19 protein-coding genes are annotated in these 18,914 nt (G+C 62.3%); 4 read left to right on the plus strand and 15 right to left on the minus strand.

The features are described from left to right. Nucleotides 1-16 precede the first annotated feature (16 nt). From HX823_RS07875 to HX823_RS07930, 12 genes are read right to left on the minus strand one after another with little or no spacing between them, the layout of a single operon-like run. The gene (locus tag HX823_RS07875) at nucleotides 17-2,329 is read right to left on the minus strand and encodes an MMPL family transporter (protein WP_177074578.1); all 2,313 of its coding nucleotides are present in this window, start codon (nucleotides 2,327-2,329) and stop codon (nucleotides 17-19) included. Next, entirely contained in the window at nucleotides 2,319-2,909 is a 591-nt protein-coding gene (locus HX823_RS07880) for an outer membrane lipoprotein carrier protein LolA (RefSeq protein WP_038846454.1), read from the minus strand. The genes HX823_RS07875 and HX823_RS07880 overlap by 11 nt, the downstream gene beginning before the upstream one ends. Beyond that, entirely contained in the window at nucleotides 2,906-3,331 is a 426-nt protein-coding gene (locus tag HX823_RS07885; RefSeq protein ID WP_177074579.1) for a thioesterase family protein, read from the minus strand. Before HX823_RS07885 ends, HX823_RS07880 begins: the two co-directional genes overlap by 4 nt. Beyond that, nucleotides 3,324-4,865: a histidine ammonia-lyase gene (gene hutH / locus HX823_RS07890; RefSeq protein ID WP_177074580.1), complete on the minus strand. Its 1,542-nt coding sequence runs from the start codon at nucleotides 4,863-4,865 to the stop codon at nucleotides 3,324-3,326. Before hutH ends, HX823_RS07885 begins: the two co-directional genes overlap by 8 nt. Beyond that, nucleotides 4,849-5,784: a glycosyl transferase gene (locus tag HX823_RS07895; RefSeq protein WP_177074581.1), complete on the minus strand. Its 936-nt coding sequence runs from the start codon at nucleotides 5,782-5,784 to the stop codon at nucleotides 4,849-4,851. The genes hutH and HX823_RS07895 overlap by 17 nt, the downstream gene beginning before the upstream one ends. Then, nucleotides 5,781-6,515, minus strand: a complete 735-nt coding sequence (locus HX823_RS07900) for a glycosyltransferase family 2 protein (protein WP_033897782.1) — start codon at nucleotides 6,513-6,515, stop codon at nucleotides 5,781-5,783. The genes HX823_RS07895 and HX823_RS07900 overlap by 4 nt, the downstream gene beginning before the upstream one ends. Beyond that, nucleotides 6,508-8,178 carry an acyl-CoA synthetase family protein gene (locus tag HX823_RS07905; RefSeq protein ID WP_177074582.1) on the minus strand — a complete coding sequence of 557 codons (1,671 nt, stop codon included), beginning with the start codon at nucleotides 8,176-8,178 and terminating at the stop codon, nucleotides 6,508-6,510. Before HX823_RS07905 ends, HX823_RS07900 begins: the two co-directional genes overlap by 8 nt. Then, the gene (locus HX823_RS07910) at nucleotides 8,175-8,720 is read right to left on the minus strand and encodes a hypothetical protein (RefSeq protein ID WP_177074583.1); all 546 of its coding nucleotides are present in this window, start codon (nucleotides 8,718-8,720) and stop codon (nucleotides 8,175-8,177) included. The genes HX823_RS07905 and HX823_RS07910 overlap by 4 nt, the downstream gene beginning before the upstream one ends. After that, nucleotides 8,717-8,971 (minus strand): acyl carrier protein, encoded by a 255-nt coding sequence (locus HX823_RS07915; protein ID WP_003187949.1) that lies wholly within the window; start codon nucleotides 8,969-8,971, stop codon nucleotides 8,717-8,719. Before HX823_RS07915 ends, HX823_RS07910 begins: the two co-directional genes overlap by 4 nt. 9 nt (nucleotides 8,972-8,980) lie before the next feature. Then, nucleotides 8,981-9,250, minus strand: a complete 270-nt coding sequence (locus tag HX823_RS07920) for a phosphopantetheine-binding protein (protein WP_014716603.1) — start codon at nucleotides 9,248-9,250, stop codon at nucleotides 8,981-8,983. Further along, complete coding sequence (locus tag HX823_RS07925; protein WP_038846467.1) at nucleotides 9,228-10,040, minus strand: 1-acyl-sn-glycerol-3-phosphate acyltransferase; 813 nt, start codon at nucleotides 10,038-10,040, stop codon at nucleotides 9,228-9,230. The genes HX823_RS07920 and HX823_RS07925 overlap by 23 nt, the downstream gene beginning before the upstream one ends. Beyond that, a complete protein-coding gene (locus HX823_RS07930) occupies nucleotides 10,016-10,735 on the minus strand; it encodes a beta-ketoacyl synthase chain length factor (protein WP_038846469.1) in 720 nt (239 codons plus the stop codon). The genes HX823_RS07925 and HX823_RS07930 overlap by 25 nt, the downstream gene beginning before the upstream one ends. A gap of 348 nt (nucleotides 10,736-11,083) precedes the next feature. Here HX823_RS07930 and HX823_RS07935 point away from each other — a divergent pair, with 348 nt between their 5' ends. Further along, nucleotides 11,084-11,854 carry a ParA family protein gene (locus HX823_RS07935; protein ID WP_177074584.1) on the plus strand — a complete coding sequence of 257 codons (771 nt, stop codon included), beginning with the start codon at nucleotides 11,084-11,086 and terminating at the stop codon, nucleotides 11,852-11,854. Between the two features lie 352 nt (nucleotides 11,855-12,206). Then, nucleotides 12,207-12,425, plus strand: coding sequence for a DUF6124 family protein (locus tag HX823_RS07940; RefSeq protein ID WP_177074585.1), 219 nt, complete (start codon nucleotides 12,207-12,209; stop codon nucleotides 12,423-12,425). 138 nt (nucleotides 12,426-12,563) lie between these two features. Here the strand turns inward: HX823_RS07940 and trxC are convergent, their stop codons facing one another. Beyond that, nucleotides 12,564-12,998 (minus strand): thioredoxin TrxC, encoded by a 435-nt coding sequence (gene trxC, locus HX823_RS07945; protein ID WP_177074586.1) that lies wholly within the window; start codon nucleotides 12,996-12,998, stop codon nucleotides 12,564-12,566. 237 nt (nucleotides 12,999-13,235) lie between these two features. On the opposite strand from trxC, the gene HX823_RS07950 reads away from it, so the two are divergent. Together HX823_RS07950 and HX823_RS07955 are read left to right on the plus strand one after the other, a co-directional pair. Then, nucleotides 13,236-13,535 carry a type II toxin-antitoxin system HigB family toxin gene (locus tag HX823_RS07950; RefSeq protein ID WP_016979221.1) on the plus strand — a complete coding sequence of 100 codons (300 nt, stop codon included), beginning with the start codon at nucleotides 13,236-13,238 and terminating at the stop codon, nucleotides 13,533-13,535. Then, nucleotides 13,532-13,933: a type II toxin-antitoxin system HigA family antitoxin gene (locus HX823_RS07955; protein ID WP_038846491.1), complete on the plus strand. Its 402-nt coding sequence runs from the start codon at nucleotides 13,532-13,534 to the stop codon at nucleotides 13,931-13,933. Before HX823_RS07950 ends, HX823_RS07955 begins: the two co-directional genes overlap by 4 nt. Nucleotides 13,934-13,972: 39 nt before the next feature. Here the strand turns inward: HX823_RS07955 and selO are convergent, their stop codons facing one another. Continuing rightward, a complete protein-coding gene (gene selO, locus HX823_RS07960) occupies nucleotides 13,973-15,436 on the minus strand; it encodes a protein adenylyltransferase SelO (RefSeq protein WP_177074587.1) in 1,464 nt (487 codons plus the stop codon). A gap of 48 nt (nucleotides 15,437-15,484) precedes the next feature. After that, on the minus strand, nucleotides 15,485-18,868 hold the full coding sequence (mscK, locus tag HX823_RS07965) for a mechanosensitive channel MscK (protein WP_177074588.1): 3,384 nt from the start codon (nucleotides 18,866-18,868) through the stop codon (nucleotides 15,485-15,487). Between the last annotated feature and the right edge of the window lie 46 nt (nucleotides 18,869-18,914).

The raw sequence follows: 18,914 nt of genomic DNA on the forward strand, positions 1-18,914 counted from the left end.
TTGGCGATAATCACATTCATAAGGCGTGTTTCTGTTGCCCGGCCCAGGGTGCCAGCATAAAGCTGAATGCCAGGCCCAGGCTGACCGATAAGCCGAAATTGCTCACCGCCGGTGTACTGGACACCGCCAGCAGCCCAAACGACAACCAGGTCGTCACTGCTGCCAACAATGTTCCCAAGAGACTGACCGCAGGACCGCCGATTTGCTCGCGCATCAGGATCGCGTAGTCGACGCTGATGGCCGTGACCAACAGCAGGCCGAACAGGCTGAACAGCGTCAGCGGCTGGCCGAGCCAACCGAGGCTGGCCAGGCTGCACAGGGCTGCCAGCAGCGGCAAGGCGACGATGCGCAAGGCCCCGCCGAAACCGAACGGCAGGATCAGCAGCAACACGATCAGCACGCAAGACATCAACTTCAATTCAGCGGCGCTGATCTGCGTATCGGCGAACACCCGGTTCAAGTCGCCCAGGCGATCCACCAGTTGCACGCCCGGTAAATCCAAAGCCTGTACGCGCAGCAAGGCGGGGTTGTTCAAGCCTTGCAGGCTGACCATGGCCGCCACGCCGCCCTCGACTTTGCCGAGCCACAGCGTGCGCCAAGGCTCGGCCATCGGGCCGGCCAGCGCGGCATCGATGTCTTGGGTGGGCAGCGCTTGCAGGTGCGCGACTTCAGCTTGCAGGGCGCTGGCGGGTACGCCGAGGTCCAGTAGCGGCTGCCAGTGTTGCGCCAGGTTGTTCAGCGCATCACGCAGTTGTTGCTGTTCGGCAGGCTGGCTGACCAATTGATTGAGCGCCAGGTAGCCCTGGAGCTTGTCCATGTTCACCAACTGATCGAGGCGCTGCGCCAACGCGCTCTGACGCTCCAGCAGCTGTTGCTGGTTGTCCGCCCGTACCAGGAAGAACTGGCTGGTGGGCTGGAACCCGGTGATTCGCGCCACGGCCTGTGCTTCTTGCAGCAGCTGCGGCGGCGCGCCGATCCATTGGCGGATATCGTTTTTGCTGTTCAAGTGCCACAGGCCACCGGCGCAAAACAGCAGCACCAGCGCCAGCAGGACCGCGCTCGGCACGCGCTTGAGCAGCGATTCGCGCACCAACCACAGGCATTGCGCGATGCGCAGCGGCCATTGCGCCGGGCGCAACTCGACGCCCTTGAGCAGCGCCGGCAACAGGCACACGGCGGACAGGTAGGCACCGACCAGGCCGGCGGCTGAGAAGATGGCGATTTGCGTTAATGCCGGGAATGGCGTCCAGGCCAGCGCCAGGTAGCCGATGCAACTGGTCGCCAGGCTCAGGCTCAACCCCGGCAAGGTGATGCGAAGCGCCGGCCAACTGCGCCACGGCTGCATGCTCCAGCTTTTCGACAGGTAATGCAGCGGGTAATCCACCGCCACGCCAATCAGGCTGGAACCCAGCACCAGCGTCATCACGTGCATATGGCCGAACAGCGCCACGCAGGCCACCGCGCCAAACAGCATGCCCACCAGCACCGGCACAAAGGCCAGCAACACCCGCCAGCGGCGGAAGGCGAGCAACAGCAACAACAGGATGCCGACGGTTGCGCCGCCGCCGACCCAGGTGATTTCCCGCGTGGCTTGCTGCTGACCATTGGCGGCGTAGAGCAAGCCGCTGGCGGCGAGTAATTGCGCGCCGTGTTCGCTGGCCTGCGCGCGACTGGCCTGGAGCAAATCCGCCACTTGCAGCGGCAGTTTCATGTCGAAGGCATTGCCGGTGGTGCGCGCACGCAGCAGTACCCAGCTCTTGCCGTCGGCATCGGCGATCAACGCGCCGCTGCCGATATCCAGCTGCACCGAGCCGTGCTGCGGCTGGCTGTTCTGGATACGCCCGGTGAGGCCCAGCCAGTCGTCCTGGCTCGGCACCAGGCTGAAGCCGGTAAAGGGGTCGAACAGCGCTTGCACGCGCTGTTGGATAAACGCGTCAGGCTGTTCGATCAACTGCTCGCGGTCCTTGGTCGAGAGCATCGCCAGGCGCCCGCGCAGCAATTGCTCGCGCAGTGCCGGCAAGTCGGCTTGCAGGTTCCACTGCACTTTTTCAAACAGCCCGCTGGCCTGCCAGCGCTCGCCCAATTGTTGGGCGACTGCCACGGCTTGCTGGCGATCGGCATGGCCTACCAGTACCAGCATCTCGCGGTTCAGCGGTTCCTGCATGCGCTGTTCGGCTTGCTGTTCCAGGGCGTCCGGCGTGTTGCCCGGCACCAGTTCCATCAGGTTGGCCGACAACGGCGCGCCATGGCGCCACTGCCAGCCGGCCAGGGCCAGTACGGCCACCAGCAGGATCAGGAACAGGCGCGGCAGCAGGCGCTCACTGGGCAAAGTCGTGTTGCTCCGCTTCGCTCAGGGGTTGGCCGGCGGTGCTGTCCTGCATGCGCAAAACAGTGCTGTCGCCTTGGGTTTCCAGCAGTTCGATGGTCTGCACCAAGTCGCCACCGTCGATGTTGATCTGGGTGAACACCTGCTTGAGCAACAGTGAACGCGGGATCAGCGTGAGCTTCCATTGCTTCGCCTCGCCTTGCAGCTGCAAGTCGAAGTCACGCTGCAAGCCGCTGCTGTCGCCCTGGAGCACGGCGAGGAACAGGCGATTCTGCTCGGCGCCGGCGCTCTTGTTCGGCAGCAGTTGCCAGCCATTGGCGTCACGGCGGGCAATGCCCTGGGCGCTGATGCGGTAGTCCTGTTGCAATGGGGTTTTCAGCAGCCACAGCAGGCCGTGGTCCTTGGCGAGGACGAAGGTGCCTTTGCTGACCAAGGGCTGGGGCAGGGCGCGCAGGTGTTTTTCCTGGGTGAAGCTGCCGTGGATCACGCTGTGTTTGGCCAACTGCTCGCTGAGCTGTTGCAGATCGAAGGCGTGGGCTTGCAGCGACAGCAGCAGCGCACCCAGAAAGGTGATCCATTTCATGACAGGGCCTTTTCGACGGCGTCGGTGAATACTTTGGGCGAGGCCAACTGCATCTCGCGGCTGGCGATTTCCACCGCCACCTGCACGGTGCTGGCGCGGGTCAGACGCTCGCCGCTGGCCAGGTCAGTGATCAGGTAATTGACCTTCAAACGGTTCTCCCACTCCACCAGGCTGGCGCGCACGTTGAGGGTCTGGCCGAACACCGCGCCGCGCACGTAGCGCAGCTGCATGTCGATCACCGGCCAGGCGTAGCCGGAGTCGAGCATTGCCGTGTAGTTGTGGCCGATCTTGTCCAGCAACGCGCAGCGCGCCACTTCCAGGTACTTCACGTAATGCCCGTGCCACACCACATTCATGGTGTCGACGTCAAAAAACGGCACGAGGATTTCAGTGTCGCAATGCAGCACGCCCTGGCTACGCATGCAGCCTCCAGTGTTGCTCGGCAATACGTTGCAGGCACAGGCGCAGCTCACCTTCGAGGGCGCGGTCTTCAATGACGGGTGGGAAGTCCCTGGCCAGCTCTTCGTGCATCGCCGCCAATGCGGGCGGCAACGGTCGCGCATCTTCGGCCTGGGCGCGCAGCCACACGCCTTGATTGGCGGCGAGCAGCGTGGCGGCGGCGACCTGTTCGGTCAGCTCCAGCACGCGGATCGCATCACGGGCGGCGATGGTGCCCATGCTCACTTTGTCCTGGTTGTGGCACTCGGTGGAGCGCGAGAACACGCTGGCCGGCATCGTATTTTTCAAGGCTTCGGCGGTCCAGGCGCTGGTGCCGATCTGCACGGCCTTGAAGCCGTGGTTGATCATGGCGCGGTCAGTCGGAGCGCCGGACAGGTTGCTCGGCAGCCCGTGGTTGTAACGCACGTCCACCAGCAGCGCGAGCTGGCGGTCCAGCAGGTCGGCGACGTTGGCGACCAGGGTCTTGAGGCTGTCCATGGCAAAGGCGATATGCCCGCCATAGAAATGCCCGCCATGTAGCACGCGCTCTTCTTCAGCGTCGATGATGGGGTTGTCGTTGGCGCTGTTCAGTTCGATCTCGATGAACGAACGCAGCCAGTTCAGGCTGTCGGCCAATACGCCGAGGACGTGGGGCGCGCAACGCAGCGAATAACGGTCCTGCAGGCGATGCAGCGGCGCGGTCGGTGCATCGATGGCCAGGTCCTTGCGCAGCCAGGCGGCGACCTGCATCTGCCCCGGGTGCGGCTTGGCGGCGAACAGGCGTTCGTCGAAGTGTTCCGGGTTGCCTTGCAGCGCCACCACGTTCAGCGCGGTGATGCGCGTGGCCAGTTGCAGCAGGTAGTCGGCGCGGGCGAAGGCCAGGCAGGCCAGGCCGGTCATCACGGCGGTGCCGTTCATCAAGGCCAGGGCTTCCTTGGGGCGCAGCACCAGCGGTTCCCAGCCCAGCTCGCGGTGCACGTCGGCCGCCTGGCGACGTTCGCCACGGAACATCACTTCGCGTTCGCCGGACAGGGTCGCGGCCACGTAGGACAGCGGGGTCAGATCACCGCTGGCGCCCACCGAGCCTTCTTCCGGGATCAGCGGCAGCACGTCGTGTTCGAGGAACGCCTGCAGACGCTCCAGCAACTCCACGCGCACGCCGGACACGCCGTGGCACAGCGACTGCAATCGCGCCGCCAGCACCGCGCGGGTGGCCTGGGCGTCGAGCAACTTGCCCAAGCCACAACCGTGGAAGGTGTACAGATGACGCGGCAATGCTTCGACGTGCTGCAACGGCACGGCCACTACGCAGGAGTCGCCGTAGCCGGTGGTCACGCCGTAGATCACGCCTTCCTTGTCCAGCAGCGAATCGAGGAACTGCGCGCCCTTGGCGATGCGCTGGCGATACGCGGCGTCGCCCTGCAATTGGGTCGGCGCCTGACGGTTGGCCAGGGCCAGCACGTCTTCGATGCGCAAAGCGCGTTCGCCAAAGGTTACCGGCTCAAGATGCGTCGTCATCGGTCTTCCAGAAAGGGTAAAAGTTGAACCATTGTTGGGGCGCTTCCAGGCAGAACTGGCCCAGGCGTGCGGCGTAGCGCGCGGTCCACAGGGCTATGACCTGCTCGCGGGTGTTGCGTTTCCATTCGATCAATTCAGCGAACGGCTCAATGCTCAGGCGGTAGCGGCCGTTGTGCTTGAGGCACATCAGCAGGTTCACCGGGCATTTGAGCAGGCCGGCCAGCAGCCATGGGCCTTGGGGGAAGGCGGCGTCGTGGCCGAGGAAGTCCACGCGCACCGTGCGCCCGCCGTGCAGCGGCACGCGGTCGCCGGCGATTGCCAGCCATTCGCCGTCGTCCAGGCGCTGGCTGAGCAGCAGCATGGTGGCCGGGTCCAACTCGCTGACCTGGATCAGGCGCAAGTGGGTTGCCCCGGCTTCGCCCAGCAGGCGGTTGAATTGCTCGGCGTGCTTGGTGTGCACCAGTACGTTCATGGTGACTTGCTCGCCAATCTCGGCGAGGGCGCGGCACACTTCCAGGTTGCCCAGGTGCGCGCCCACCAGCATCTGCCCGCGCTCGCCGCGTAGTTGCCCGCGCAATTGCGCCGGGTCGTTGATCTCGATCTGCTCCAGGCGCAGCTTGCCGTTCCACACGTCGAGTTTGTCGAGCAGCGAGTCGGCAAACGCCATGAACTGGCCGAAGACTTTCCAGTGGCTGGGGCGCAGCTCGTCGCGCCCGCTCCAGTCGGCCAGGCGCTGCTGGTATTGCCAGGCGCTGCTGCGCGCGGTGCGGCCAAACAGGAAGAAGTACAACACAATGCCGTACAGCACCGGGCTCAGCAGACGGCGGCCAAGGACCTTGGCGGCGAAGGCGGTGAGTTTCATCAGCCAATAGCTGCCGCGTTCCTCGCGGTCGGCCCAGTGTTTGCCGCTGTCGCTCATGCCTGCCACCGCCGCCACAGGATCATCGGCGCGCGCACCAACATGCCGAAGAACAACCGGGTGTGCATGGCCGAGATGCGTACGTTGTCGCGGAACAACCGGAAGTGTGACAGGCCGTCGGCCGGGTAGTGCACCTGGGTCGGCAGCCAGCGCATCGGCTGGTTGCGCCAGGCCAGGCGCACCAGGATGTCGGAGTCGAAATCCATGCGTGTGCCGATGTAGGCCGAGTCCATCAGTGCCAGCACCGGCGCCAGCGGGTACACGCGAAAGCCGCACATCGAGTCGCGGATTTGCAGCGACAAGGTGTTGATCCATACCCACACGTGGGTCAGGTAGCGCGCGTACAGGCGGCCTTTGGGCACGCTGTCGTCGTATTCGGGGTAGCCGCAGATAATGGCGTCGGGATGTCGGCGCGAGGTGTCGAGGAAGGTCTCGACCTCGCGCAGATCGTGCTGGCCGTCGGCGTCGACTTGCAGGGCGTGGCTGAAGCCCAGGCGTGCGGCCTCGCGGAAACCGGCCATCACGGCACCGCCCTTGCCCTGGTTGGTGGGCAGGGTCAGCAGCGTGACGTTTTCCAAGGTGGCCAATTGCGCCAGCACGGCGGCGCAGGCCGGGCTGCTGCCATCGTCCACCAGCAGGCAGGGCAGGCCACTGTTCAACAGACTCCGGACCACGGCGGGTACGGCGGCTTCGTGGTTGTAGACCGGGATCAGGGCGCAGGGGTTATGCATGCGCGGCCTCCAGCAAAATCCGGCCGCTGGAGCAGGCCGCGACGCCGTTGCGGTAGGCGAAGTACAACTTGCCGCGCTCCCGGTCGAAGCGCAGATGCAGCTCTATTGCATCGCCGGGGCGGACCAATTGCTGGAACTTGAGCACTTCCATCCCGGCAAACGTTGCCGGTAAATCGAGCAGTTGCTGGCCCAGGTTGAACGCCCATTCCACCTGCACCACGCCCGGCAATACTGGGGTGACCGGAAAGTGCCCGCTGAAATAGGCCAGGTCTGGCGGGACGCTCAGTTGCAAGGTCCATTCGCCATCGGCTTCGACCTGCTCCAGTACTTCCGGGGCTTTCGGTCGTGGTGCCAACAACAGCGCCTCGACCTGCGCCTGGGGCAGTTTGCCTTGGCTGTTCAGCGGCAACTGTCTCAGCAAACGCCAGCGCCGCGGCAGCGCCAGGGCTTCGCAATGTTGGCTCAAGTGTTGGCGCAGGGTTTGGGTGAGCGTGCGCCGCCCCTGATTGCGCAAGGCGTGCAGGCCTTCGGCACTCAACACCACCAGGGCGCCAAGGGACGCGCGGTTTTCCTGCACCACACCCAGGCGCGTTTCCGCGACCCACGGGTGGGTCATCAATGCGTGTTCGAGCATGGGCAGGGAGATGCGTTTTTCTTCCAGCTTGACGATGCGATCCAGGCGCCCGAGCAACTCGAAACGGCCATCGGCATGGATGCGCGCAGCGTCGGCGGTTTGTTCGACGTGCCCTTCAGGCAGATACGGTGAAGCGATGCGCAGGGCGCCGTCGGCGTCCTGGCTCAGGTGCACGTCGGCAAACGGCTGCCACGGCTGCGCACCCTGGCGCCAGGCGATACCGCCGGTTTCCGAGCTGCCGAGGATTTCTGTGGGCCACTGTTGCAAACGGTCGTACAGGCTGCCAGCGGCTTCCACCGGCAATGCGCCGCCAGAGGAAAACACCCGTGACACCTGGCTCAGCGCCGGCCAGTCGAGGTTGTCGCCCATGCGCTTGAGCAACGCCGGGCTGGCGACCCAGGCGAACCGGGCCTGCTCGCGGCTGGCGCGCTGCAAGTCTTCAGGGAAGGCCAGTTGCTTGCGCACGAAGGTACGGCCAGCGCACAGCGGCCACAGCACGCGGAACAGCAAGCCGTAGATATGCTGGGTGGCGACGCTGCCGATGATGCAGGCGTCCTTGAGGTCCGGTCCCCACAGGGTTTCCAGGGCTTCGACCTCGTTGGCCAGTTGGCGCAGGGTCTTGTCGATGCGCTTGGGCTCGCCGCTGGAACCGGAGGTGCAAAGGCTCAGGTGGCAAGCGTCCAGATCAAGTGCGGCAGCGGTCAGTGGCGCCTGGTACAGCGCGTCCAGGTCTGCCGCTTCGGTCAGCCAGGCATCGACGGCCTCGTCCCAGCGTTGGCGGGTCTGAGGTTGCAGGTCGGCGGGCAGCAATACGCTGACCCCGGCGCGCCAGGCGCCCAGCAGGGCAATCGCCAGCAGACCGGCGTCTTCCAGGTACACGGCCATGCGCTGGATCCCACGCGCTTGCAGGCCGGCGGCCAGGCTCAGGGACTGTTCCCACAGCTGGGCATGATTCATTGCAGGTTCGGTGGTGACCGGACGCTGTTCCAGCGGCTCAAGCAGCAAGTGCTCAAGTTTCAACCCATTCATACGCGGCCTCGAACCCTTTGTCGTACCAGCCATTCCACGGCAAACAACAGCCCCATCAGCCCGTAGGCGATCAGGCCGTTGTACAACGTCCACCAGCTCAGCGGCGCCCACAGGGTGAGGGCGGCGGCGAGCAGGCCATTACACAGAAAAAACACGCTCCACACCACGGTGACCTGGCGGGTATACACAATGGCATGCGGGGGCAGCACCGGGTCGGTCATGCGCGCCAGGCGCTCGACCATCGGCGGGCCGTATTTGAGGCTCAAGCCGAACAACGCCAGCATGAACCCGCTGACCAGGCTCGGGTACCAGCGCAGCAAGTGCGGGTTGTCGAACCAGGCCAGCAGCAGGCAGAACACGATCACCGCCACTGCCATCCAGCGGCTGCCGGGGCGTCGCGCACCGGTCAGCGCGCGCAGCAGCCACAAACTGCCGAGCAGCAGGCCGAATTGCCACGGTGCGAAGTGTTCGGTGCCGTAATACACCGCAAAGGGGTACAGCAGCCCCGCCAACAACAGGCCAAGGCCGATCAGCCGGCTCATGCGGCAGGCTGGACCAGACGGTACACCGCCTCAACCACGTCGTTGACGGTGCGCACGGCCTTGAATTCTTCGGCGGCGATCTTTTTGCCGGTCTGGCGCTTGATGTGGTCGATCAAGTCGACGGCGTCGATGCTGTCGATTTCCAGGTCCTGGTACAGGTTGGCGTCAAGGGTGACGCGTTCCGGCGGCAGTTCAAACAGTTCCACCAAGGCATCGCGCAAGGTGTTGAAAATATCGTCACGAGTTTGCATGGTCCGGTCTCAAGCTGCCTGTCTGGCCGTGACGAACGCCGCAAGGCTGGCCACGTTGGTGAAGTGATTGCGGGTGTCCTTGGCGTCGGCATCGATCTTGATGCCGTACTTTTTCTGGATCGCCAGGCCCAATTCCAGGGCGTCTACCGAATCCAGGCCGAGGCCTTCGCCGAACAGGGTCTGCTCGCTGCCGATGTCGTCGACGCTGATGTCTTCCAGGCCCAGGGCCTCGATGATCAGCGTCTTTATGTCGTGCTCAAGGCGGTGTTGGTCGCTCATCTTCGGCGAGCTCCTTAGTAAAATAGTGGTGCAGGTAATCGTTGAGCTTGCGTGAGGCCTGGGGCGCGGGCCCCTTTGATGCGAACGCCTGTGGTTCTATATCGGCACCCACCCGCAAACTGAAGTGCACGCGGCATTTTGGGATGCGATACCAGGGTTCGGCCTTGGTCAGCGTAGTGGGGCTGACCTTGATCACCACGGGGGTGATGATTGTCGCACCGCGCAGTGCAATGGCGGCGCCGCCGCGATGAAAGGCAGGCGCCGCGCCGGGTGTGGTGCGGGTGCCTTCGGGAAAGATGATCAGGGTCTGGCCGCCGCGCAGGGCATCCGCCGCCGCATCAAGCATTTCGGCGCTGCCGTCGTTGCTGATATAGCCCGCGTCGCGCACCGGCCCACGGGTGAAGGGGTTCTGCCACAGGCTTTGCTTGACCACGCAATTGGCCTGGCGCACCAGGCCGATCAGGAACACCACGTCGATCAACGACGGGTGGTTGGCGATGATCATCTGGCCTGGGCGGCCGAGGTTTTCCGCGCCTTCGACGCTGTAGGTGAGCACGCCGGCGCGCTGCATCAGGCGAATGAAGAACCAGAACAGCCAACTGATCGTGTGGCGGGCGCGGTTGCGGTGTTTGGCAGCGTCCCCTGGCAGGCAACTGAGCAACGGAAACACCAGCAAACGCAGGCACAGGCCGCCGAAGCCGAACAGCGCGAAGCTGGCGGCGGTAGCGAACAGGCGCCAGTAGTAGGCGTCCCGTGGTTTTTCGTTCAGGGCTTGCGTTGCCAATTCCATACACGGTTCTTCCAGGCATGTTGGCAGGCGACCTGTTCGGTGAGCAGGGTGCGCAGCAGGTTCAGGGCGTGGGGCCACTGGGTTTGAGTGGGTTGGACAGTGCCGCTGTTCAGTTCCAGCTGCCACTCGTCGCCCGGCGTTAGCAGCAGGCCAAGGGCGTAGGGGAAGGGCACGTCGACAATCCAGCTGGCATACGCCTCGGGCGGCTGTTCTTCGGTGATCACCAGCAATACGGCCGGGGCACCTTCGTTGAGCAGGGCGGCGGCTTCGAGCATGCCGTGTTCCAGACCATCGCCCGCGGCGGCGAGGGCGGTCATTTCGCTGGTTTCATTGCGCAGGATCGACCACAGGCCAATCACCGCGTTGTGCACCGACAGGCTGAACTGGGTCGGCGACAGCGGCTGGTCGTTGGCCAGGTCACTGAGGATGTCGAGGGTGCGCGGGGTCTCGCCATGCCGGGAGACAAACACCAGCGGCAGGTCCTGCAAACCCTCGGCCAGTGGCCAGCCCACGCTGAACGCCATGCGCGCCAGGCGGCTCAGGCGGCGGCGCTGCATGGCCGGCAGGAACGACACATCAGGGCTGGCATCGCTGGCGGGCAGCAACACCGGGGCCTGGCACCAGGCGCGCCAGTCGTCCACGCTATCGAGCCCTGGGGCCCAGGCGCGCCATTGGGCGATGTTGAAGTTGATCACTGAGAAGTTATCCCGCCCCTGCGGGCTTCCATGTGCGACTTTTGGCCCCGAATACCGGGACAGGGAGCAATAGTCGAATGGCGCGCATTATCCCGGTGCCGTGGGGTTCTAGCAAACTTTGGTAAAGATTTGTGCACGGTTGATTACAAAATAGTGGAAAGGATTTACAGATTGTCCTTTACCAGGGGCCTGATTGGATTGTCGGACCGTTCTTTTTAATCTGTCGGTTGCGTATGACAGACAAGTCGCCCATCGCCCGTGATGCAGCAGTGCATGGATGAACGAGGTAGCTAACAGGCGCTTTTGCCCTCTACACTCGGACATTCATTGATACACGGAGGTTTTTCCATGCGGCGTGTGGTGTTCAATCAGAAAGGCGGGGTTGGCAAGTCCAGCATTGCCTGCAACCTGGCGGCAGTCAGCGCCAGCGAAGGTTATCGAACCCTGTTGGTGGACCTCGATGCACAAGCCAACTCAACCCAGTACCTCACGGGGCTGACCGGCGACGATATCCCCATGGGTATCGCGGATTTTTTCAAGCAAACCCTGTCTTCCGGGCCGTTTTCCAAGAAGAACAAGGTAGATATCTACGAAACCCCGTTCGACAACCTGCACGTCATCACCGCAACCTCGGAATTGGCCGACCTGCAGCCCAAGCTTGAGGCCAAGCACAAGATCAACAAGCTGCGAAAGCTGCTGGATGATCTGAGCGAGGATTACGACCGGATCTACCTGGATACACCGCCAGCCCTGAATTTTTATGCGGTTTCGGCGCTGATTGCCGCTGATCGCGTGCTGATCCCTTTCGATTGCGACAGCTTCTCGCGCCAAGCCCTCTACGGCCTGCTGGCGGAAATCGAAGAGCTGAAGGAAGACCACAACGAAGGCCTCGAAGTGGAAGGCATCGTGGTCAACCAGTTCCAGGCCCGGGCGACCTTGCCACAGCAAATGCTTGATGAGTTGATTGCAGAAGGCTTGCCGGTATTGCCGGTGTACCTGGCCAGCTCCGTGCGCATGCGTGAGTCGCACCAGGAGAGCAAGCCGCTGATCCACCTGGACCCACGGCATAAGCTGACGCAGCAGTTTGTGGAGTTGCATAACCTGCTGGAAAACGCGTGATTGATGTCGATCCTTCTTACAGGGGGTGTAGGAAGGGTCTGGCTATAGGGGTTAAGCCTTGTAACGTTGCCTACAGGTACTCCAGAATCCGCTGGCTTGTGCGTCTGGAGGGATGTCTCTTAAGGTTCTTCGGTCACTGAATGTTCAGTGATCGGGTTTAGTAGCCCAACCGACCAAAGCATTTACACCGCCCTAAAAGCATGGCGTTTTATCGCCTATCTTATGGTGGCTGTGCGCAGGGCACTTTCGGGTGCGCCGGTCTTTGCTTTGTTCTCCGGTCTACTAACCTGCGTACAGCTGCCGCCCTTCGTTTAGTAGCGAAAAGGTGGCAGCCCTATCAGAGAACAAATGCATGTCTATTAATCTTTTCAATGTGGCACCCAACCTCCCCACCGAAACCCTCGTCCTCAACAGCTACGAAACCTTCTCCTCCGTCCGCACCCTGTTGCTCAACTTGTCCAACGACCTCACCGGCGAACACCGCGACGTGGCACTGGCGATCCACCAATTGAGCGAACTGGGTGTACTGCTGGTCGGCCAGATGATGGACCGTGAAGTCCCGCAGGCCTGAGGCTAAAACGCGGTCAAAAAATGTGGGAGCGGGCTTGCTCGCGAATGCAGTGTGTCATTCAGCCTATGCATTGACTGACACACGCATTCGCGAGCAAGCCCGCTCCCACATTAGGTTGGTGTTGTTCTTAGAGGCGATTTACACGCCCTGGCTGCGTAGCCAGGCCATCAACTGCGGCAACGGAAACGCCCCACTCTGGCGCGCCACTTCGCGGCCGTTCTTGAACAGAATCAAACTGGGAATCGAGCGAATCCCCAACTGCACCGACAACTGCTGATTGGCCTCGCTGTCCAGCTTGGCCAGCCGGCACTTACCCGCCAACTGCCCGGCCGCCTGCTCGAACACCGGCGCAAACGATTTACACGGGCCACACCAGTCGGCCCATACATCCACCAGCAACGGCAGATCGCCTTTGACCTGGCTGGCGTAGTCGCCTTGCTTCAGCTCAAACGGCTTGTTCAGTAAAACCGGCTGCTTGCAGCGCCCGCATTTGGGCGCATCGCCCAGGCGTTCACCGGGGATGCGGTTGAGCCCGTTGCAGTGGGGGCAGGGGATGACGAGAGGTTCGGACATGGTGGAGCTCCAACGAAAGCAGTCAGTGAAGCTCAATGTGGAGTCGGGCGCAGGTGTTATCAAGTTCTGAAGCGGAGTTGCATATGCTCACAGATTTTTGCGCGTCGATTGCGCGCGCCTATCTAGGCTGTGAAAGCGTGCTCGACAAAGCGCCACCGGTCCGATCGGCTCTATAGCAAATTGCGATAGTCAGTGTTCGGGTATAACCTTCATAGCAAGATGCGATAGGGATGTTGCATGCGAGTGATCAGTGCGAAGCAAATACGAAATGCCAAGGAAAAATGGCCTCACTCAGCCAGTGCTCTGGATGAGTGGCATCGAAAGGTCAAAGTCATCAGCCCTGAAGATTTTGCGACGTTGAGAGCCGTTTTCCCTGCTGTGGATAAAGTTGGGGCACTGCATGTGTTCAATATTGGAGGTAACAAGCTCCGCCTTGTTGCCATCGTGCGCTATCGAATGCAGCGCCTCTATATCCGGCATGTTTTGGACCATCGTGAATACGACAAGGGTAAATGGAAGGAGTCATGGGAAAAATGAGTGTATTGATCGAGCAAGTCGCCGAGCATTGGCAGTTCGTATCACCCTTGTTGCGTAAGCCGAAAACCGAGGCTGATTACGATGTGTTGGTAGAGGCACTCGATGAATTGCTGGATATCGTGGGGGACGATGAAACCCATCCGCTGATGGGGCTGGTCGATATCATCGGTGACTGGGTTGAGGCCTACGACTTAGAGCATTGGCCAATACCTGAGGCGAGCGGTGTCGATGTATTGCGCTCAATGATGCAGGAGCATGGCTTGACGCAAAGTGACCTGCCTGGGGTCGGCGCTCAGTCGGTTGTTTCAGAAATCCTGAGTGGAAAACGCCAGCTGAACGTTCGGCAGATTCGTTGGCTGGCGGAGTTCTTCAAGGTCCCTGTGGATATGTTCATCTGATCACGATCAAGGCGGTGGGCGATCTTCTGGATAGGCCTCCTACGACGAACAACTAATCTCCAAATGCTTCCCCCAATCCGGCGGACGCTGTGCGTATTGCTCCATCCCCGCTTGCTCCTCAAACGGCTTTGAAAGCACCGCATGCAGCCGCCGCACCTCGCTGTAATCCCCGGATTCAGCGGCTGCGATGGCGTTTTGCGCAAGATAGTTGCGCAAGATGTACAGCGGGTTCACCGCGTGCATCCGCGCACGGCGCTGTTCCTCGCTGTAGTCCCCATCCCGTGCAACACGCGCCTTGTACTGTTCGGCCCAGGCATCAAACCCGGCCAGGTCGACAAAGTCATCGCGCAACCGCGCCACGGCCAACGCCGCCGACTCATCCCCCAGGCGGCGGAAAAACAGGGTGTAATCCACGCCGCTGTTTTGCATCAGCTTCAATAAACGCTCGACCAGCTGCTGGTCATCGTCTTCGGCGGTGGTGAGTCCCAGGCGGCGGCGCATCAGGTCCAGGTAGTTCGCTTGATACAGCGGCAGGTACAGCCCAAGCGCTTCTTTCAAGGCGTCGACGCTGATAAACGGCGTCAGTGCTTGCGCCAATGCACTCAAGTTCCACTGTCCGATTGGCACCTGATTGCTGAAGGAATAGCGCCCTTCATGGTCCGAGTGGTTGCAGATGAAGTGCGCGTCAAAGTCATCCAGAAACGCAAACGGCCCGAAGTCGAAGGTGATGCCCAGGATCGACATGTTGTCGGTGTTCATCACGCCGTGGCAGAAGCCATAAGCCTGCCACTTGGCGATCAGCTCGGCATTGCGCTCGACGATTTCGCGGAACATCGCCAGGTACGGCTCGGGCTGTTCGCGGCACTCGGGGTAGTGCAGGTTCAACACGTGTTCGGCCAACAGTGCCTGCTGTTCGGGCTTTTTGGTGTAGTAGAAGTATTCGAAATGCCCGAAGCGGATATGGCTGTGTGCCATGCGCAATACCATCGCGCCGCGTTCCTGCTTCTCGCGCCACACGGGTGTGTCGGAGCCGATCACGCACAGCGCGCGGCTGCTGGGGATGCCCAGCGCGTGCAGCGCTTCGGAGGCCAGGAACTCGCGGATTGAGGAGCGCAACACGGCGCGTCCATCGCCCATGCGTGAGTAGGGCGTCATGCCGGCGCCCTTGAGGTGCAGGTCCCAGTGCTCGCCCGCTTCGTTGTACACCTCGCCGAGCAACAAGCCACGGCCGTCGCCCAGTTGCGGGGTGTAGCCGCCGAACTGATGCCCGGAATAGACCATCGCCCGGGGCTCCGCTTCGGCCCACAATTTGTGCCCGCCAAACAATTCGGCAAATACCGGCGTTTGGGCAACAGCGGGGTCAAGATCGAGCAGGGCCATCGCGGCCTCACTCGCTACAACCAGGCGCGGCGCGTCGAGGGGCTCAGGCAACACGTGGGTCGAGAACGCGTCGCCCAGGCGTGCGAAGCGGTTGTCGAAGGTCAGTTCGTCGAGGGCTTTCACCGGCCATCTCCAGCAGAATGTCCGAGCATTCTGCTGGGGATAGCGCGGTTAGTCGAGTTTGCTCGGCGGCGGTTCAGGCGCGTCGTCGACTTTGCCGGGTGGCGGCTCGGGGGCATCTTGCTCTGTCGCAGGTCCGACGAGGGTCTTGCGGTCATCTTCGACCGGCACCAGTTTGTATTCCTGGCCGTGCATGTTCTTCAGGTACACCTCCATCTGCCGAAACGAGATGTTGATGTGCTGCTTCTTGAATTCGCGGTTGATGTAGCGGTTGACCTCGTCCAGCACCGGGTTGCGGTCACCCAGGTCGCGCACGTGCATGCGCAGTTCGTGGTCGAGGGTGCTTTCACCGAAATTGAGGAAGTACACGTGCGGTTCTGGTTCTTTCAGGACCCGCGGGTTTTCCCTGGCGGCCTTGAGTAACAATTCCTTCACCAAGTCCAGGTCTGAGCCGTAGTCCACGCCCAGTTTGAGGGTGACGCGGGTGATGGTGTCGGTCAGCGACCAGTTGATCAGTTGCCCGGTGATGAAGGTTTTGTTCGGGACAATGATGTCCTTGCGATCGAAGTCGGTGATCGTGGTGGCGCGGATGCGGATCTTGCTCACCGTACCCGACAGGTTGCCGATGGTGATGGTGTCGCCGATGCGCACCGGGCGTTCGAACAGGATCATGATGCCGGAGATAAAGTTGGCGAAGATCTCCTGCATACCAAAGCCCAAGCCCACCGACAGCGCCGCCACCAGCCATTGCAACTTGTCCCAGCTCACGCCGAGGGTGGACAAGGTGGAGACGAAGCCGACGCCGGCAATCACATACGACAGCAGCGTGGTGGTCGCATAGGCGCTGCCTTGGGCCAGGTCCAGCTTGGACAGCACCAGCACTTCGAGCAGACCGGGCAGGTTGCGCGCCAGGGCGAAAGTGATGCCGATGATGATCAGCGCGCCGAGCAGGTCACCGATGCTGATCGGCACCATGCTGATATTGGCGCCGGTGCCGCTGGTGTATTCGTACAACGTGACGTTATCCAGGTACGAAAACACCGAGATCAGGTCCGACCACACCCAGTACAGCGCCGCGATAAAGCCGCCGAGCAAGGCCAGGCGGATCAGGCGCATGGACTGTTCGTTGACCTGTTCGATGTCCAGGGTCGGTTCTTCGATCACCGCTTCACCGTCGCCGGCTTCCTTGGCGGCCTGGCGTTTGGCCAGGGCACGCGCATAGGCCAGGCGCCGGGCGGCAACGCCCAGGCCGCGAACGAAGGTGGCTTCGATCACCAGCCAGAACATCAGCAGGTACAGGGTGTTGATCAGTCGGTCACTGAGCTTGAGCGCGGTGTAGTAGTAGCCAAAGCACACGGCGATAAACAACGCGACCGGCAGCGCGGTAAACAACAGGCCCACGGCCTTGCGGAACAGCGAGGCTTTTTCATGGGTCGGGCTGTTGAGCAACAGGCGGCCGAGCAGCCAGGCCATCAGTGCGTAGCAGGTGAGTACCACGCCGATGCCCAGCACGTCGTCGGCCAGCGCTGCCGGTTGGTGCTCGGCAATGGCCACCACGGCCACCAGGGCTAATACCACCAGCCCGAGTTTGCGCACCCAGCCTTGCAGGAATTCGACCTGGGGTTTTTCCCAGCGGAAGTGCAACTCGGCCACGCCACCCGGCGCCAGGATGCGATAAGCGGTATAGAACACCAGCCAGGCCTGGGCGATCTGCAGCAGGGCCGAACCAAGGTTGGCGTTCTGCCCACGGGCGTCGATCTGCAGCGCGTAGCCGCACAGCGCCAGGCCGAGGGACACCGGCATCGCCAGCAGGATATTGATCAGGATGGCCTGGGGCGTGTGCCACTGGCTGTCGCGCTTGAAGTGGCCAATATCCAGATGCACCTTGTTCAGGCGCTGGTACAGGTTTTTACGGCGCCATAGCAGCGCGCCAATCAACAGCAGCAGCGGCAGGAACAGCAGCGGGCGCTGGGTCAGGCCGTCATACAGCTCGCTGACGCTGGAGGCCCAGGGCAGGGTGGCGACTTGCTTGCTCAGGTGCGCCGGCACGGTTTCCAGCCATTCGGTGTCCAGCGGCTTGTTGCTGGGGATCCAGAACATCTGCTCATCCAGCGTCGCGCGCAGGGTGGTGGCGGTGCTGAGCAGTTGTTTCTGGTTCAGTTGCAGGGTGATGGATTCATTGAGCAGCGCGCTCAACTCACGGCTCAGGCGCTCCAGCAGGTCGCTGCGGGTGATCGCCAATTCCAGCAGGGTGCGGCGCAGTTGCGGGGTGACGTCTTCCGGCGCTTGGTTCGCCAGCAAGTTATCCACATAGGCGCTGGGCGAACTGATCAGTTCGCGCTGCTGGTTCACCTCGAACTGGTACAGGCGAATGTTGGCAATGTCGTCCGCCAAGTCGCGGTCCACGGTCAGGCGTGGCAAGGCTTGTTTCTGTTTATAGAGAATCTTGGACAGCAACAGGCTGCCCTTGAGCACGTTGATCTGCTCGTCCAGGGCCGAGTCGCTCTGGGTCACCGTGTCGAGTTGTTGCTTGGTTTTCAGGTTCTTCTGGGTCAGGTCATTGAGGCGGTCGGTGCTTTTGAGCAGGTAGTCGGACAGCTTCAGGTTGGCCGCGCTCTCGGTGGCGAGCAGGCTGCTGCCGCCGGCTTTTTGCGCTTCGATGGACTGCTGGGTCACCGTTTGTTGGGATTGGGCCAGGCGTTTCTGGTTGATCAGGGTTTGCAGGTCCTGGATCTCTTGTTCCAGGCGCGCGGTTTTTTCCATTACCAGGTCGTGCTGGCTGTTGCCCAGGTCTTGCAGTTGGCTGTTGCCGGCCAGTTCCTGGCGGCGCAGCGGGATCAGTGCGTTGAGGGCGGCGAGCTCGGCATTGAGTTGGTTGCGCTGGTCGCCGCTGAGAGCCTTGCCGTTGTCTTTGCCGGCCTTGAGGATCGAATTGATCTGCAGGATGCGCGTCTGGCTGCTGCTGATTTCGGTCTGGGCGCGTTCGGGGCGGGTCTGGGCGGCGATGGACAGGCTGTTGGCGTCGGCCAGTTCTTTTTGCAGGTCGCCTTGTTGGGTGGTGCGCTGCACCAGCAGTTGCTCCAGTTGCGGCACCGGCAGGGTGGCGTAGCGCTGGGCGACCGGGATGATTTTGGTGGCCTTGAGCCGGGTCAGCTCGCGCTGGTTGTCGGCGGTCTGGCGCGGCGCGTCTTCCAGTTGGCGCTTGAGGTCGACCAGGCGCTGCTCGTAATCCTGCTGGTTGCCCAGGTAGGTCAGGGTCTGCTGCAGGATGGTCTGCAGGGCCTTCATGTCTGCGTCGGGCAGCTTGCGGTCGGGCAGCTTGTCCAGGGTTTGCTGGATGGCGTCGGCGCTGGGCGGGTCGGCCGCGTGAACGGTGCCGACACAAAGGGTCAAGCCCAGCAGGGCGGTGGCGAGGAACGTGCGCAGGGTAGGCATAGAGACCGGTCTTGCAAGGTGAAGAATCGGGGCGTCGTCGCCCCGC

It is taken from the genome of Pseudomonas sp. P7759, from assembly GCF_013386445.1.
In the GTDB taxonomy this organism is placed as follows: domain Bacteria; phylum Pseudomonadota; class Gammaproteobacteria; order Pseudomonadales; family Pseudomonadaceae; genus Aquipseudomonas; species Aquipseudomonas azotoformans_A.

Excerpts from the sequence above, each read along its gene's own strand:
- HX823_RS07880 (WP_038846454.1), bottom strand. The coding sequence starts at position 2,909 with ATGAAATGGATCACCTTTCTGGGTGCGCTGCTGCTGTCGCTGCAAGCC.
- HX823_RS07885 (WP_177074579.1), bottom strand. The coding sequence starts at position 3,331 with ATGCGTAGCCAGGGCGTGCTGCATTGCGACACTGAAATCCTCGTGCCG.
- hutH (WP_177074580.1), bottom strand. The coding sequence starts at position 4,865 with ATGACGACGCATCTTGAGCCGGTAACCTTTGGCGAACGCGCTTTGCGC.
- HX823_RS07895 (WP_177074581.1), bottom strand. The coding sequence starts at position 5,784 with ATGAGCGACAGCGGCAAACACTGGGCCGACCGCGAGGAACGCGGCAGC.
- HX823_RS07900 (WP_033897782.1), bottom strand. The coding sequence starts at position 6,515 with ATGCATAACCCCTGCGCCCTGATCCCGGTCTACAACCACGAAGCCGCC.
- HX823_RS07905 (WP_177074582.1), bottom strand. The coding sequence starts at position 8,178 with ATGAATGGGTTGAAACTTGAGCACTTGCTGCTTGAGCCGCTGGAACAG.
- HX823_RS07910 (WP_177074583.1), bottom strand. The coding sequence starts at position 8,720 with ATGAGCCGGCTGATCGGCCTTGGCCTGTTGTTGGCGGGGCTGCTGTAC.
- HX823_RS07915 (WP_003187949.1), bottom strand. The coding sequence starts at position 8,971 with ATGCAAACTCGTGACGATATTTTCAACACCTTGCGCGATGCCTTGGTG.
- HX823_RS07920 (WP_014716603.1), bottom strand. The coding sequence starts at position 9,250 with ATGAGCGACCAACACCGCCTTGAGCACGACATAAAGACGCTGATCATC.
- HX823_RS07925 (WP_038846467.1), bottom strand. The coding sequence starts at position 10,040 with ATGGAATTGGCAACGCAAGCCCTGAACGAAAAACCACGGGACGCCTAC.
- HX823_RS07935 (WP_177074584.1), top strand. The coding sequence starts at position 11,084 with ATGCGGCGTGTGGTGTTCAATCAGAAAGGCGGGGTTGGCAAGTCCAGC.
- HX823_RS07940 (WP_177074585.1), top strand. The coding sequence starts at position 12,207 with ATGTCTATTAATCTTTTCAATGTGGCACCCAACCTCCCCACCGAAACC.
- trxC (WP_177074586.1), bottom strand. The coding sequence starts at position 12,998 with ATGTCCGAACCTCTCGTCATCCCCTGCCCCCACTGCAACGGGCTCAAC.
- HX823_RS07950 (WP_016979221.1), top strand. The coding sequence starts at position 13,236 with ATGCGAGTGATCAGTGCGAAGCAAATACGAAATGCCAAGGAAAAATGG.
- HX823_RS07955 (WP_038846491.1), top strand. The coding sequence starts at position 13,532 with ATGAGTGTATTGATCGAGCAAGTCGCCGAGCATTGGCAGTTCGTATCA.
- mscK (WP_177074588.1), bottom strand. The coding sequence starts at position 18,868 with ATGCCTACCCTGCGCACGTTCCTCGCCACCGCCCTGCTGGGCTTGACC.